The organism is Streptomyces sp. NPDC053367, from assembly GCF_044545925.1.
Lineage (GTDB): Bacteria > Actinomycetota > Actinomycetes > Streptomycetales > Streptomycetaceae > Streptomyces.
On record NZ_JBITYN010000010.1, the window covers coordinates 307,908 to 322,749 of the forward strand.

The window sequence follows — 14,842 nt, forward strand, 5'->3', positions numbered from 1 at the left end:
GCACCTGTGCGGGCTCCATACGGCGTAGGTCACACCGTTCACCCGTCGACGAACACTCGGCGGGCAGAGATCACATGGGGCGGATCACACCGTCCAGGAGGGCTCCAGCTCCACGATGTCCCCGGTCAGAGCGGCGATGTCGGCCTCCGTCTGGGCCCGCAGAGCCAGCCGCTCCACCCGCTCGGTGCGGTACTTTCCGTGCTCCGCGGCCGACCGCCACATCGACATGACCATGAACTCGTTGCCCGGCGCCTCGGCGAACAGACCGCGGATCATGCCGGGCGAGCCGGCCATCGCCGGGTTCCAGACCTTCTCCTGCATCAGGGTGAAGTTGTCGACGCGGTCCTCGTGGACACGGCAGAGCGCCACCCGGATCAGGTCCGCGTCGGTGAAGCGCGGTTCGAACCCGGTTTTCACGTCGAAGCGGTACTCGAACAGCCTGACCTGGGCGTCCTTGAAGGTGCCGGCCTGGGCGGCCGCCAGCCGGTCGTGGGAGCGCGCCATGAAGGAGTCGTAGAAGGCACGGCTCTCCCAGAAGGCGAAGACATGGGCCACCGACGGACGTATCCGGCTCCACCCTCCGCCCTGTCCGCGAAAACCCGGTTCGCCGGGCAGCCCCGCCCACTTCCGCTGCCCCCGCTCGAAACCGCGGCGGTCCACCACGGTGCAGCGAATCCACTTGACCAGCACCGCGCCATGGTAAGGCCACGGACCGTGGCGGGGGCCGCCCTCGCGCGCACAGCCGCAGGGCAGCGGTACGCGCGCGCGTGGCAGGATGGCAACCGGCCTCCGCCACGCGGAAGTTGAGTTCACGGACACAGGGGGAAGGGGAATTTGGTGAACGACCTCATCAAGGGCATCCACAAGGTCGAGGTGGCCCTGAAGTGGGATCCGAGCCCGGCCGGGCAGCCGCCCACCGACCTGGACATAGTCGCCGGCACCTACCTCAAGAGCGCCCCGTACGGCGATCCCGACTACCTCGTGCACTTCGACAGCCGCTCCCCCGACGGCACGATCCACCTCAACCGGGACAGCAAGGACGGCAAGGGCTTCGGCTGGGACGAGGTCATGACGCTGGAGCTCGACCGGCTGGACGCCCGCTACGCGCGCGTGCTGGTCGGTGTCATCCTCCAGCAGCGCCCCGCGCGGCGGACCTTCGCAGGCGTCGTCAACCCGGGCCTGCGCATCCGCGAGGGGTACACCGACCTGGCCCAGGACGACTTCAGCGGCGTCCGGGGAGCCACGGCGGTGACCGTCGCGGAGTTCATCCGTGACGGGGCCGGCAACTGGGACTTCCAGCCCGGCGTGCACGGCTTCGAGGACGACCCCGCCGCCTTCGCGCAGATCATGGGCTCACTCGGCCGACCTTGACGCTCACCCCGAGTACGGCGCGACGACTGCGAGCGTCGCCGCGAGGGCGTCGAGGACGCTCTCGCGGTGGGTGACCGTGTGGAGCGGCTCGTCGGTGTTCCGGGTCCGCAGGCCCCGGTCGGCCAGGACGTACAGCATCCGCAGGGTCCGCATGGTGTTGGAGGCCCAGGGCGGCACCGGCCCCGGCTCGCCCGTCCGGAAGGCCTTCTCGACGGGACCGAGCCACGCGGTGGACGCCTCCGCGCCGAGGTCCGGGTGGCTGAGGATGCGGGCGAGGGCGTAGGCGAGGCGGTCGTCCTCCTGAGCGTCGAAGACATGCTCGGTCGGCGCCAGCAGCCGGGCGACCGCGAGGTCCGCGAGCGAGGCGGGGTCCTGGCCGGGATGCCGGGCCAGGGCGGCCAGCAGATCGGCGCCGTGCGCGACCGCGTGCACCCACCCCAGGGCGGCGTCGTAGCCGCGCAGGTCCCGCTCGGCCGGGTACCACTGGGCGAAGGGCCGCCACCACGTCTCACACCAGTCCCCGGCCTCCGTGATCCGCGCCAGCACCAGCGGCGCGAAGGCCCTCGCCTGGACGGCCGGGTGCGCGAGGTACGCGACCGCGCGGTCACCGAGCTCATGCCGCTCTGCCGGTTCCAGCGCGGGTATCCAGCGCGCGGCCGTCACGTAGGCTCCGTCGTCCCGGACGCGCGGGTCCGGCGAGCACAGGTCGCCGACGAGCGCGTCGAGCGCGGCAGCGCGGGGTGCGCCGGTGAGCGCGCGGATGTCACTGTCGTAGCGATGCGAGGCAGGCATGCGCGGAGCCTATGACGAGACCGGCGCGCGCGGGGCACGCCCTGAGAGCGCGTGAGCCACACGCGTGTGCCCGCACGAAAGGCACGGCGTAGGCGTCCGTACCCGTGCTCCGGCCGACGGGCACACGAGTGTGCCCGCACGAAAGGCACGGCGTACGCGCGCGTGGCCGCGCTCCGGCCGACGGGCACACGCGTGTGCACACGGGAGCCGAGGACCGACGGCGTAGGCGCCTGCGCGGGACGGGAAGCCCGAGGAGCCGACGGCCTGCGCACCGCACCCACGCGGTGCCCCGAGAATCCGACCGCGCACGCGCGCATGTGCGGAGACGTGAAGCCAGAACCGACGGCGCACGCGCGCATGTGCGGACACGTGAAGCCAGAACCGACGGCGCACGCGCGCATGTGCGGACACGTGGAGCCGGAACCGACGGCGCACGCGCCTGTCCGCACCCACAGCCCGGGAACCCGACACGGCACACGCGCGTGCCCGTGCCAAGTGGCTCTCCTGTACGGCGAAGAGGGGCACCGGCACGAAGCCGGCGCCCCTCTCTCACTCACAGGTCAGCGGATCAGCTGCAACCGCTGGTCGAGCCGCAGCCCTCGCAGATGTAGCAGGAGCCGGCCCGCTGCATCTTGGTGCCGCAGGAGAAGCACAGCGGGGCGTCGGCCTGGATGCCCAGCTGCATCTCCACCAGCTCGGCGCTGGTGTGGGCCTGCTTCGGAGCGGGCTTGGCCGCCTCGACCTCGGCCTTGGGGGCGGCGACGGCCTTGAGCTCCTGGGCGCGCGGCGCCGACTGGGCGAGGCCCTCGACGTCGACGTCCTCGTCGTCCAGCGGCTCGTAGGAGCCCGTCTCGAGGTGGCGCTGGCGCTCCTCGGCGGAGTGGATGCCCAGGGCGGAGCGGGTCTCGAAGGGCAGGAAGTCGAGCGCCAGGCGGCGGAAGATGTAGTCGACGATCGACTGCGCCATCCGCACGTCCGGGTCGTCCGTCATACCGGCCGGCTCGAAGCGCATGTTGGTGAACTTCGAGACGTACGTCTCCAGCGGCACGCCGTACTGGAGGCCGACGGAGACCGCGATGGAGAAGGCGTCCATCATGCCCGCGAGGGTCGAGCCCTGCTTGGACATCTTCAGGAAGACCTCGCCGAGACCGTCGTCCGGGTAGGAGTTGGCGGTCATGTAGCCCTCGGCGCCACCGACGGTGAAGGACGTGGTGATGCCGGGACGACCCTTCGGGAGGCGCTTGCGGACCGGGCGGTACTCGACGACCTTCTCGACCTTGGCCGGCTCGACCGCCTTCTCCTCGACCTTCTCCTTCTCCTTGGTCTTCGCGGAGAGCGGCTGGCCGACCTTGCAGTTGTCGCGGTAGATGGCCAGGGCCTTGATGCCCATCTTCCATGCCTCGAAGTAGATCTCCTCGACCTCCTCGACGGTCGCCGTCTCCGGCATGTTGACCGTCTTGGACAGGGCGCCGGAGATCCACGGCTGGATCGCGGCCATCATGCGGACGTGGCCCATCGGGGAGATGGCGCGCTCGCCCATGGCGCAGTCGAACACCTCGTAGTGCTCGGGCTTGAGGCCGGGGGCGTCGATCACATTGCCGTGCTCGGCGATGTGGGCGACGATCGCCTCGATCTGCTCCTCCTGGTAGCCCAGGCGGCGCAGGGCCTGCGGGACGGTGCCGTTGACGATCTGCATCGAGCCGCCGCCGACGAGCTTCTTGAACTTCACCAGGGCGAGGTCGGGCTCGAGACCGGTGGTGTCGCAGGACATCGCCAGGCCGATGGTGCCGGTGGGGGCGATGACGGACGCCTGGGCGTTACGGAAACCGTTCTTCTCGCCGAGGCGCAGCACGTCGTTCCAGGACTCCGTGGCGGCGGCCCAGATCGGGGTGTCCAGGTCGTCCATGCGGACGGCCTTGTCGTTGGCGTCGGCGTGCTGCTTCATGACGCGCTTGTGGGCGTCGGCGTTGCGGGCGTAGCCGTCGTACGGGCCGACGACCGCGGCGAGCTCGGCGGAGCGGCGGTAGGCGGTACCGGTCATCAGGGAGGTGACGGCACCGGCGAGGGCGCGGCCGCCGTCGGAGTCGTAGGCGTGGCCGGTCGCCATCAGCAGGGCGCCGAGGTTGGCGTAGCCGATGCCGAGCTGGCGGAACGCGCGCGTGTTCTCGCCGATCTTCTGGGTCGGGAAGTCCGCGAAGCAGATGGAGATGTCCATCGCGGTGATGACGAGCTCGACGACCTTGGCGAAGCGGTCGGCGTCGAAGGACTGGTTGCCCTTGCCGTCGTCCTTCAGGAACTTCATCAGGTTCAGCGAGGCGAGGTTGCAGGACGTGTTGTCCAGGTGCATGTACTCGCTGCAGGGGTTCGAACCGTTGATGCGGCCGGACTCCGGGCAGGTGTGCCAGTGGTTGATCGTGTCGTCGTACTGGATGCCCGGGTCGGCGCAGGCCCAGGCGGCCTCGGCCATCTTGCGGAAGAGGGACTTGGCGTCGACCTCCTCGATGACCTCGCCGGTCATACGGGCGCGCAGGCCGAACTTGCCGCCCTCCTCGACCGCCTTCATGAACTCGTCGTTCACGCGGACCGAGTTGTTGGCGTTCTGGTACTGGACGGACGTGATGTCGTCGCCGCCCAGGTCCATGTCGAAGCCCGCGTCGCGCAGGGCGCGGATCTTCTCCTCTTCCTTGACCTTGGTCTCGATGAAGTCCTCGATGTCGGGGTGGTCGACGTCGAGGATGACCATCTTGGCCGCGCGGCGGGTGGCGCCACCGGACTTGATCGTTCCTGCGGAGGCGTCGGCGCCGCGCATGAAGGAGACGGGGCCGGAGGCGTTGCCGCCGGAGGACAGCAGCTCCTTGGAGGAGCGGATGCGGGAGAGGTTCAGGCCGGCGCCGGAGCCGCCCTTGAAGATCATGCCCTCTTCCTTGTACCAGTCGAGGATCGACTCCATGGAGTCGTCGACGGACAGGATGAAGCAGGCGGAGACCTGCTGGGGCTGGGGCGTGCCGACGTTGAACCAGACGGGGCTGTTGAAGCTGAAGATCTGGTGCAGGAGGGCGTAGGCCAGCTCGTGCTCGAAGATCTCCGCGTCGGCGGGCGAAGAGAAGTAGTGGTAGTCCTCGCCGGCCTTCCGGTAGGTCTTCACGATGCGGTCGATCAGCTGCTTGAGGCCGGTCTCGCGCTGCGGGGTGCCGACGGCACCGCGGAAGTACTTGCTGGTGACGATGTTGACCGCGTTCACCGACCAGAAGTCGGGGAACTCGACGCCACGCTGCTCGAAATTGACCGAGCCGTCGCGCCAGTTGGTCATGACGACGTCACGGCGCTCCCACGTCACCTCGTCGTACGGGTGTACGCCGGGGGTGGTGTGGATGCGCTCGATGCGCAGTCCCTTGGTGGCCTTGGCGCCCTTAGCTCGGGAACCTCGTGCCGGACCGCTCGCCGTCTCTGTCATGCCGCCTCCCTGGTACGGGCGTAAACGCCCTGAAGTGCCCCGAATGTTCCCGTGGCACGGTGTTCTGTCTGGTGTTGCGGGCACCCGCGTGCCGCCCGCAACAGGTCTTCATCAGGCCGCCTCGACCCGGCCGGCCCGGACTGCCGCGTCCGTGCCGGCCCGCCGGTCAGTCGGCGGCACCCGCGGGTTCGGGGACCTGGACGGTTTCCCCGTTTCCGCGTTCGTCTTTCTGGCTCCCCGCGCCGGTGTTCTCGCGGTCCTCTTCGTCCGCGGCTTCGTCCGCGGCGGGGCAGGTCGTCTGCCGCAGCTCCGCGATGGCCGCCTCGAAGTCCTCCAGCGAGTCGAACGCCCGGTAGACCGAGGCGAACCGCAGATAGGCCACGAGGTCGAGTTCCTGCAGCGGGCCGAGTATGGCCAGCCCCACGTCGTGGGTGGTCAGTTCGGCGCTCCCGGTGGCCCGCACGGCCTCCTCGACCCGCTGGCCGAGCTGGGCGAGCGCGTCCTCGGTGACCGGTCGTCCCTGGCACGCCTTGCGCACGCCGTTGATGACCTTCGTACGGCTGAAGGGCTCGGTGACTCCGGACCGCTTCACCACCATGAGCGAGCACGTCTCCACGGTCGTGAAACGACGGGAGCAGTCGGGGCACTGGCGGCGCCTGCGGATCGACGTGCCGTCGTCGGTCGTACGACTGTCGACGACCCGGCTGTCGGGGTGCCTGCAGAAGGGGCAGTGCATGAACTCCCAACCCTCCTCACAGCAGACTCAATAGCCTCAGGAGCCCCTTGGGCCCCTCGAAGCAGCCACAAGCATAGGCGATGCCGAACGGCCTGGAGACCGGGGGGACCACAACTTGTGGGCTGCTGTCGTCATCCAACCACTAGATGTGGGGATTGGCTCATACATGCACGCCGAGCCGCGTGTCGCGGCCGCTCGCGGGGCCCGGACGCCTGCGCCGTACGGCGGGGCCCGGGAGCCGGCGGCGCGCCCGGGCCGGCCGGGACCGGGCAGGGGGCCTGCGCGGCCGCTCCCGCATCCGACCGGGAAGCCCTCGCGCCGCACCCTGGAGGGGCGCACGAGGCGCCCTCTCGCCACGCCCCGAAGACGTACCCCGAGACCTTCTCGCCACGCCCGAGACGTGCGTCACGAGGCGTGCCTCACCGCAGGGACATCCGGCAGGGATAGCGTGGGCGCCGCACGGAGGAGATGTGGGACTCCCGGGCAAGCGAGGGCCGGTGCCCCGCCTTCCGGGCCATGGATGGCAGACTGGGCGCACCCACGCGGCGGACCCAGCGGTGAAGAGTACAGCAATGCACCCTTTTGCCCGCTAGACAGCTCGTCAGCCATACACCCGGACACATGATCACGTCAGGCGAATCGCGTTTTTTCACTCGAACGTGTGTTTGGCGCAACCTTTCGAAAGCAACTACCGTTGTCCGGGCAGGGAGACAATCGAGAGGGGCCGACGTGACCACCACCACAGACAGCGCCACCATCACCGCCCAGGACCGCTCCCCGGGCCGACTCGAGCCGGTGCATGCGATGAACGAATCCGTGAATCCCGAGGGGCACAAGCGCTCCCTGCCGGGCCGACCTCCAGGTATCAGGGCGGACAGCTCCGGCCTGACCGACCGGCAGCGCCGGGTGATCGAGGTCATCAGGGACTCGGTGCAGCGCCGCGGCTACCCGCCGTCGATGCGCGAGATCGGCCAGGCGGTCGGCCTGTCCAGCACCTCGTCGGTCGCGCACCAGCTGATGGCGCTCGAGCGCAAGGGCTTCCTGCGCCGCGACCCGCACCGCCCGCGCGCGTACGAGGTCCGCGGCTCGGACCAGGCCGCCACCGTGCAGCCGACGGACACCGCGGGCAAGCCGGCCGCGTCGTACGTCCCCCTCGTCGGCCGGATCGCCGCCGGTGGCCCGATCCTCGCCGAGGAGTCGGTGGAGGACGTCTTCCCGCTGCCGCGGCAGCTCGTCGGTGACGGTGAGCTGTTCGTCCTGAAGGTCGTCGGCGACTCCATGATCGAGGCCGCGATCTGCGACGGCGACTGGGTCACGGTCCGCCGCCAGCCCGTCGCCGAGAACGGCGACATCGTCGCCGCCATGCTCGACGGCGAGGCCACCGTCAAGCGCTTCAAGCGCGAGGACGGCCATGTCTGGCTGCTCCCGCACAACTCGGCCTACGAGCCCATCCCCGGCGACGACGCGACCATCCTCGGCAAGGTCGTGGCCGTCCTCCGCCGCGTCTGACCCTCCTGCCGGCGGGCCCGCCGACCACCCGCCTCCCTGACCGGGCCCCGGAACCTCTGCGCCGGTTCCGGGGTCCTGTGCTGTCCCGGCCCGGTGAGCGGCCCGCGCATAGTCCCGGCCCGGTGAGCGGCTCATGAGGATCGGTGGGGGCCCGCCCCGGCGCGGGACGAGCCCCCACGGTCACTTCTCTTCCGTCTGCTTCGCCGCGGCGTCGATCGCCGCCAGGGACTTCCGCACCTGGTTGCGGTCCGTCGTGTACCAGAAGTCGGGCAGCGACGCCTTCAGATAGCTGCCGTAGCGGGCCGTGGCCAGCCGCTGATCCAGTACGGCGACCACGCCGCGGTCGCCCGTCGCCCGCACGAGGCGACCGGCCCCCTGGGCCATGAGCAGGGCCGCGTGGGTCGCGGCGACCGCCATGAAGCCGTTGCCCCCGGCCTCCTCCACCGCCTTCTGGCGGGCGCTCATCAGCGGGTCGTCCGGGCGCGGGAACGGGATCTTGTCCATCACCACCAGCTGGCAGCTGGGGCCGGGGACGTCGACGCCCTGCCACAGGGACAGCGTGCCGAACAGACACGTCCTGGGGTCGGCCGCGAAGTTCTTGATCAGCTCGCCCAGGGTCTCCTCGCCCTGCAGCAGGATCGGGAACTCGGGGATGCGCGAGCGCAGCTCCTCGGCCGCGAGCTGGGCGGCCCGCATGGAGGAGAAGAGGCCCAGTGTGCGTCCGCCGGCCGCCTGGATGAGCTCCGTCAGCTCGTCCAGCATGTCGGTGCGCTCGCCGTCCCGCGCGGGGCGCGACAGATGCTTGGCGACGTAGAGGATGCCCTGCCTGGGGTAGTCGAACGGCGAGCCCACGTCGACGCCCTTCCAGTGCGGCAGGTCGTCGCCCGACGTGCCCTCCGGGGCGAGGCCCAGGGACGCCCCCACGCCGTTGAAGTCGCCGCCCAGCTTCAGCGTGGCGGACGTGAGGATCACCGAGCGGTCGGCGAACAGCTTCTCGCGCAGCAGGCCCGAGACGGACATGGGGGCCACGCGCAGGGAGGCACCGAAGCGGTCGTGCCGCTCGTACCAGACGACGTCCCACTCCGAGCCGTTGGTGATCCGCTCGGCGACGTCGTGCACACCCCCCACGGAGGCCAGGGCCTGCTTGCGGACCGCGTCCTCGTCCTGGACCGACTTGTCGCGTGTGGCGCCGATCGCGGAGATGACCGTACGGCAGGCGTCGCGCAGCGCCATCAGGGCGTAGCCGAGGTCCTCGGGGATCTCCTCCAGGCGGCCGGGCAGGGCCAGCTCCATCAGCCGCTCGAAGCCCTCCGCGGCCGTCTGGAGCTGGTCGGCGGCCTTCTCGTTGACCAGCTTCGCCGCTCGCCGTACCGCGCGGTTGACCTGGCCGGGGGTCAGCTCGCCCGTCGCGACGCCGGTGACACGGGAGACCAGCTCATGGGCCTCGTCCACGATCAGCACCTCGTGCTGCGGCAGGACCGGGGCGCCCTCGATGGCGTCGATGGCCAGCAGGGCGTGGTTGGTGACGACGACCTCCGCCAGCTTGGCCCGCTCGCGCGCCAGCTCGGCGAAGCACTCCGCGCCGTACGCGCATTTCGTGGCGCCGAGGCACTCGCGCGAGGAGACCGACACCTGGGACCAGGCGCGGTCGGACACGCCCGGCGTGAGATCGTCCCGGTCGCCGGACTCCGTCTCGTCCGCCCAGTCGCGCAGCCGCAGCAGGTCCTGGCCCAGCTTGCTGGTGGGCGCGGCGGCCTCGAACTGGTCGAAGAGGCCCTCTTCCTCGTCCTGCGGCATGCCTTCGTGGAGGCGGTGCAGGCACAGATAGTTCGACCGGCCCTTGAGCATCGCGAACTCCGGGCGGCGGCGCAGCAGCGGGTGCAGCGCGTCGACCGTGCGCGGCAGGTCCCGCTCCACGAGCTGGCGCTGCAGGGCCAGCGTCGCGGTCGCGACGACGACACGCTCCCCGTGCGCGAGCGCGGGCACGAGGTAGCCCAGCGACTTACCGGTGCCGGTGCCGGCCTGCACCAGCAGATGCGAGCCGTCGTCGATCGCTTCCGCGACGGCTTCGGCCATGGCCACCTGGCCGGGGCGCTCCGTGCCGCCGACAGCGGAGACAGCGGCATGCAGGAGTTCGGGGAGTGAGGGCTTCGTCATAGCGCGTCCACCCTACGGCTCGGCACTGACAAACGGGTGATCGCGGGTGACGGGAGGGGCGGGATCAAGGCTGAGGGTCTCTTGTGGGTGAGGCGGCCTGGCGGACGCGGGCGGGGGCGGCCGGTCGCCACGGCGGGCGGCGGCCCTGAGGTGAGACGTGGCAGCGCGCGGCAGGCCTTGGGCGCGCGAGGCCGGCCGCAGAGACGACGGCTCTGTGGCTAGAGCAGATGACGCAGGCACCGGTCGCGGATCATCAGGGCGGCCCGCTTCCCGGGAAGGTCCACCTCGGCGGCGAACCGGAAGCCCGCCGTGAGGAACGCCGAGACGGAGGGGGTGTTGCGAAGATCGGGCTCGGCCACGACACGTGCGCAGGCGGGACGGTTGTCGAGCGCGAGGTCGGCGACGGCTCTCAGGAGCGTGCCGCCGAGCCCGCGCCCCCGGTCGGCGACGCCGCCGATGAGCAGGTGGACCCCTGTGTCGTGAGGCCGGGCCGGGTAGTGGCGGGCCAGCGGGTCGAGGTCGGCCCGGTAGATCTCCCAGTAGCTCATGGGGCTGCCGTCCAGCAGGCCGAGGCAGGGGACGCTGCGCCCGTCACCGGCGAGCTGCTGCCGCAGGTGCTGCTCGGTCACCCGGGGCGGGCCGGCCAGCTCCCAGAAGGCCGCGACGGCGGGGTCGTTCATCCAGCGGACGACGAGCGGCAGGTCGCGGCCGAGATGTACGGGGACCAGCTGGAAGACCCCCGCGGAGGTGACCGTCGGGCCCCATGCACCGACCCCGTCGAGCAGGTCCGCCCGGCCCGTGACGGGCTCGGTGCCGGCCCATACCGCCGCCTCCTCGGAGAGGGTGGCCGCCCCGGGGCCCTCGGAGAGGCTCGCGAGGAAGTCGTCCGGAAGCCGTAGGTCCAGGGTGTCCTCGACGTCCCCGCCCAGGAGTTGCCCGGGCCTGTCGGTGAGCTCGGTGACGGACAGGGGGCCGGGGTCGGCACTCGGTTCGGTGGGAGGCACGACGCTCCTCTCGGGAGATGGGCTGAGGCATGTTCCTCAGAAGCGGGCGCTGAAGGGGTGCTCACGAGCGGAGCGGGTTGGCGATGGTGACGTAGACCGACTGCGTGTCCACCGGGCCGACGAGTTCGTCGAGACCGTGCAGGCGGGTCAGCAGGTTGGCCTTGCAGCGCAGGTCGGGTGAGTCGAGCAGCCGGGCGGGCAGCGACGTGCGCAGCCGGGCGGGACCGGTGGCGACGCCTTCGAGGAAGCGGCGGAACGCGGCGAGCAGCAGCCGTTCGTCCGCGAGACGCTGCGAACCGAACGCGCCCACCAGGCCCAGTACGTTGTTGATGCCGAGGTAGTAGGCGAAGCGCTCGTCCGTGACCTCGTCGGAGACGAAGGTGTCGCTGTCCTTGCCGATACCGGGAAGCTGCGCCTCCAGGTCGTCGCGTCGAGAAGCCCTGAAGTAGTAGCCCTGGTTGTCGCGGTGACGCCCGCCCGCGGGCCAGCCGTCGGGGTCGAGTAGGAGCAGCGTGTTCTGCTGGTGCGCCTCCAGGGCGATGCCGGCCTCCGCGTCCAGCCACAGCACCGGACGGACGACGTGCTCCAGGTAGCGCAGGAACCACTCGGCGGCGACCGCTCCCGGCGGGCGGCCGGTCCGGCCGGCGAGCCGTGTGACCAGCGCGGCGAGCCGCGACCGCACCACCGTACGGCCCGATCCCCGGCTACCGCCTCCCGTGCCGGGCTCCGCCCAGGAGAGGGGAGCGTCTGCCCAGCCCGTGGGGTTGTCCGCCCAGCCCCTGGGGTCGTCTGACCACGCCCGGGAGGCACCGGCCCAGGGCCGGGGAGCGACCAGGCCGGCTACGCAGCTCACGTCGTCCGACGCGGTGAACGGGTTGTGCCGGATCATCACGTCCAGCCCGGGCACGGGCCGGCCGTCCGGCCCGTCGACGGCGAGCCAGGCCGGGTCCCGGACGATGTCGAAGCCGGGGTGGGAGGCCTGCCACCGGCGGGCGAGGCCGCTGCGCAGCAGACGGTGGACCTCCACGCCCCGGTGGAGTTCCTTGCGCAGGTTCTCCCGGCGGGAGTTGGTGATCCGCAGGCCCAGCGACAGCTTGAGCATGGCCGGAGCGGCGGTGCGGTGGACGGTGCGTACGGAGGAGGTGGGAGACCAGGGGGCACCGTGTGCGCCGAGGTCCTTGAGGAGTCCGGCGTCGAACAGGGGGGCGGTCTCGGGGCGGTTGCGGATCTCCCGCATCTGCCAGGGGTGCAGCGGCAGCGCGGCGTGACCGTCGGGCAGGGGCAGCCCCGGACCGGCGAGTCGTGCGGTCAGCTGCGGGGCGGGGACGACGCGGCCGCGCTCGGTCCAGGCCGAGTCGGTGGCCAGAACCGCAGGAGAGACCGCGATCCAGTGCAGCGGGAACGAACCGCGCAACTCGGGCGAGTAGAGGCTCCCTTCGGACTCGGTGAGACCCTCTCGGCTCTTGGGAGTGGGGTGCAGCGGGTGACCGAGTACGAGTGCCTGCTCTGCGGCGAGGAAGAGGTCCGGCCCGTCGGTCGGCCGGCTCCGCCGGTCGCCGAGGAAGGCGGCGGTACGGCGTACGGAATCCGCAACGCGAGCGACCAGGTCGGCTGCCTCACCTGTGACGGCTGTGGCGGACGTGGCAGAGGAGGCTGCGGACGGTTGAGCTGCGGACCGGGTCGAGCCGAGGCCGCTCCCCGCCTCCCGCGCGAGGAGCGCGGCGAGCGTGACCGCGTCGAGGGTGGGCGCTTGCGTGGGGGCGTCGTGGAGGGAGGGCGGGCCGAAGCGGTGCCATCCGGTCGGCGACCAATGGCGCACCGGTGCCAGCAGGGTGACGCCGGTGGCGGGGAGAGGGATGCGCAGGACGCCGTCCGCCGGGGCGCCGAGCCGTGTCTCGCGGACCCAGCAGCGCAGGAGGTTCTCGGTGGCGGCGGCCTGGGCCGCCACCTGGGGGTCGGGATGGTCGAGGGGCTCCGCGGGGCCGGCCGGTTCGCGGGGCTCGGATGCCGCGGCGCCCGCACCGCCCGGCTCCGCGGGGCCGGCCGGTTCGCGGGGCTCGGATGCCGCGGCGCCCGCACCGCCCGGCTCGGCGGGGCCAGGGGCGTACTGCTGCGGGACCGCGGGCCGCTCCCCGGCCCGGGGGCGGGGCTCGGCGGTGCCTGATACCGGGGGCTCACAGGTGGCGGAAGAGCGGGCCTCGACGCTGTCGGGCGTCGGCGCCGAGGGAAGTGAGCTGCGGTCGGGAGGGGGCGTGGTGTTCAACAGGGGTCCTCAGGGTGACGCCTTCGGCGGGGTGGGTGGGGGCAGGACACGTCCGCGGGGGCCGGGGTGGGCTACCCGGAGAGGTGGCCGCGGGCCGCTGCCGCCACGGCTTCGCAGAGCCGGTCGGTCACGGCCTCGGCCTGTTCGTCGCTGATGGTCAGGGGCGGAAGCAGCCGTACGACGTCGGAGTCGCTGCCTGCGAGGCCGACGATCAGGCCTCGACGAAGGCACTCGCGCTGGACCCGGGCGGCCAGTTCGGCGGCGGCTGTGCGCAACGGCGGTCCGGTCGGGGCATGGGCCTGGGCCGTGTCCGTCTCAGGCGGGGCGAACTCGATGCCGGTCAGGAGCCCTCTCCCTCGCACTTCGCGGATGCACGGGAACTCTCGGGCGGCCTCCCTGAGTTGTAGCAGTACGCGGTGACCCAGGGTGGCGGCCCGTTCGGCGAGTCGGTTCTCGCGGACGTACCTGAGGGTGGCCGTGCCGGCTGCCATGGCCAGTTGGTTGCCCCGGACCGTGCCGGCGGGGGCGCCGGGGGCGAGGTCGGCGTGGTGGACGATCAGGGACAGCGGCAGGCTGCCGCCGATGGCCTTGGACAGGACCATCACATCGGGTGTGACACCACTGTGCTCGACGGCCCAGAAGGCGCCGGTGCGGCCGACGCCGGTCTCGGTCTCGTCCGCGATCAGGGGGACTGCCCGGGCGGCGGTGAGCCGACGGGCTTCTCTCAGCCAGCCGTCGGGGGTGGGGCCGGCCCGGTCGTCGCTCCGTACGGCCTCGACGATCACGCCGGCCGGCCGGACGGACTCGGTCCGGCACATGGCGAGTCGGCGGCTGACGTCGCTGACCGCGGGGACCAACGCCCTCCCGATGTCGTGCAGTTCGAGGACGCTCCCCGCACAGGGGGACGGGTTTCCCTCCCTCGGCGCGGCGCTGAGGGTCAGTACCTCGGTGCCGCCCGTCGCGGACCGCACCAGTCGGCGGACCTCGTCCATCGCGCTCGTACGGGAGGGACCGCAGAACCGTACGCACGCGTGGTCGGCCAGGGCCGGAGGCAGGGTGCGGAGGAGTTCGGTGACGAACGCGTCCTCGACAGGGGTGTCGAGGTCCGGGACGTGCAGGGGCGCACCGGAGTCGAGCACGGCGCGGATGGCTTCGAGGACGACGGGGTGGTTGTGGCCGAGGGCGAGTGTGCCGGCGCCGGAGAGGCAGTCCAGGTAGCGGCGGCCGTCGGCGCCCTCGATGGTCAGTCCGCGGGCGCGGACCGGCACGATCGGCAGGGCGTGCGCATAGGTGCGCGCCGCCGGTTCGCGCACGGTCCGGCTGCGCGCAGTCTCCTCAGTCACGGTCACTCTTCTCCGTCCTCCCGCTGTCCGGAGCCGAGTCGTCGCTCGCGCTCCCCCGCCCCACCACAAGGCCGGCCGGGCCTGCTCCGCCCGGCCCGGGCTTCCCCACGAACCAGCCGGGCCCGGGACCGGCTCGCCGGCTCCCGGCACCCGGACACCGCCGTCCCGGCACCCGGACGCCGCCGTCCCGGGGCCCGTGCACCGCCGTCCCGA

General features: G+C 71.8%; 10 protein-coding genes. 2 read left to right on the forward strand and 8 right to left on the reverse strand.

The genetic code is table 11. From position 1 onward, the window contains the following. Positions 1–84: 84 nt before the first annotated feature. Complete coding sequence (locus ACIGXJ_RS28125) at positions 85–690, reverse strand: YdbC family protein (protein ID WP_399650847.1); 606 nt, start codon at positions 688–690, stop codon at positions 85–87. A 147-nt stretch (positions 691–837) separates the two neighbouring features. Here ACIGXJ_RS28125 and ACIGXJ_RS28130 point away from each other — a divergent pair, with 147 nt between their 5' ends. Continuing rightward, complete coding sequence (locus ACIGXJ_RS28130) at positions 838–1,371, forward strand: TerD family protein (RefSeq protein ID WP_399650850.1); 534 nt, start codon at positions 838–840, stop codon at positions 1,369–1,371. Between the two features lie 3 nt (positions 1,372–1,374). Here the strand turns inward: ACIGXJ_RS28130 and ACIGXJ_RS28135 are convergent, their stop codons facing one another. The 3 genes from ACIGXJ_RS28135 to nrdR form a co-directional block, all read right to left on the reverse strand. Next, a complete protein-coding gene (locus ACIGXJ_RS28135; protein WP_399650852.1) occupies positions 1,375–2,163 on the reverse strand; it encodes a DUF2785 domain-containing protein in 789 nt (262 codons plus the stop codon). A gap of 568 nt (positions 2,164–2,731) precedes the next feature. Beyond that, entirely contained in the window at positions 2,732–5,617 is a 2,886-nt protein-coding gene (locus ACIGXJ_RS28140) for a vitamin B12-dependent ribonucleotide reductase (protein ID WP_399650854.1), read from the reverse strand. A 166-nt stretch (positions 5,618–5,783) separates the two neighbouring features. Beyond that, complete coding sequence (nrdR, locus tag ACIGXJ_RS28145; RefSeq protein ID WP_399650857.1) at positions 5,784–6,353, reverse strand: transcriptional regulator NrdR; 570 nt, start codon at positions 6,351–6,353, stop codon at positions 5,784–5,786. A gap of 729 nt (positions 6,354–7,082) precedes the next feature. Here nrdR and lexA point away from each other — a divergent pair. After that, on the forward strand, positions 7,083–7,862 hold the full coding sequence (gene lexA / locus ACIGXJ_RS28150; RefSeq protein ID WP_399650860.1) for a transcriptional repressor LexA: 780 nt from the start codon (positions 7,083–7,085) through the stop codon (positions 7,860–7,862). Positions 7,863–8,042: 180 nt separating this feature from the next. Here the strand turns inward: lexA and ACIGXJ_RS28155 are convergent, their stop codons facing one another. From ACIGXJ_RS28155 to ACIGXJ_RS28170, 4 genes are all read right to left on the reverse strand, one after another. Next, a complete protein-coding gene (locus ACIGXJ_RS28155) occupies positions 8,043–10,019 on the reverse strand; it encodes an ATP-dependent DNA helicase (RefSeq protein WP_399650863.1) in 1,977 nt (658 codons plus the stop codon). A 218-nt stretch (positions 10,020–10,237) separates the two neighbouring features. Beyond that, positions 10,238–11,023 (reverse strand): GNAT family N-acetyltransferase, encoded by a 786-nt coding sequence (locus ACIGXJ_RS28160; protein WP_399650866.1) that lies wholly within the window; start codon positions 11,021–11,023, stop codon positions 10,238–10,240. Between the two features lie 61 nt (positions 11,024–11,084). Beyond that, complete coding sequence (locus ACIGXJ_RS28165; protein ID WP_399650868.1) at positions 11,085–13,286, reverse strand: IucA/IucC family protein; 2,202 nt, start codon at positions 13,284–13,286, stop codon at positions 11,085–11,087. 71 nt (positions 13,287–13,357) lie between these two features. After that, entirely contained in the window at positions 13,358–14,629 is a 1,272-nt protein-coding gene (locus ACIGXJ_RS28170; RefSeq protein WP_399650870.1) for an aminotransferase class III-fold pyridoxal phosphate-dependent enzyme, read from the reverse strand. Between the last annotated feature and the right edge of the window lie 213 nt (positions 14,630–14,842).

Bases quoted from the DNA above. Each gene is read 5' to 3' on its own strand.
- nrdR (WP_399650857.1), bottom strand. From the start codon at position 6,353: ATGCACTGCCCCTTCTGCAGGCACCCCGACAGCCGGGTCGTCGACAGT.
- ACIGXJ_RS28140 (WP_399650854.1), bottom strand. From the start codon at position 5,617: ATGACAGAGACGGCGAGCGGTCCGGCACGAGGTTCCCGAGCTAAGGGC.
- ACIGXJ_RS28135 (WP_399650852.1), bottom strand. From the start codon at position 2,163: ATGCCTGCCTCGCATCGCTACGACAGTGACATCCGCGCGCTCACCGGC.
- ACIGXJ_RS28155 (WP_399650863.1), bottom strand. From the start codon at position 10,019: ATGACGAAGCCCTCACTCCCCGAACTCCTGCATGCCGCTGTCTCCGCT.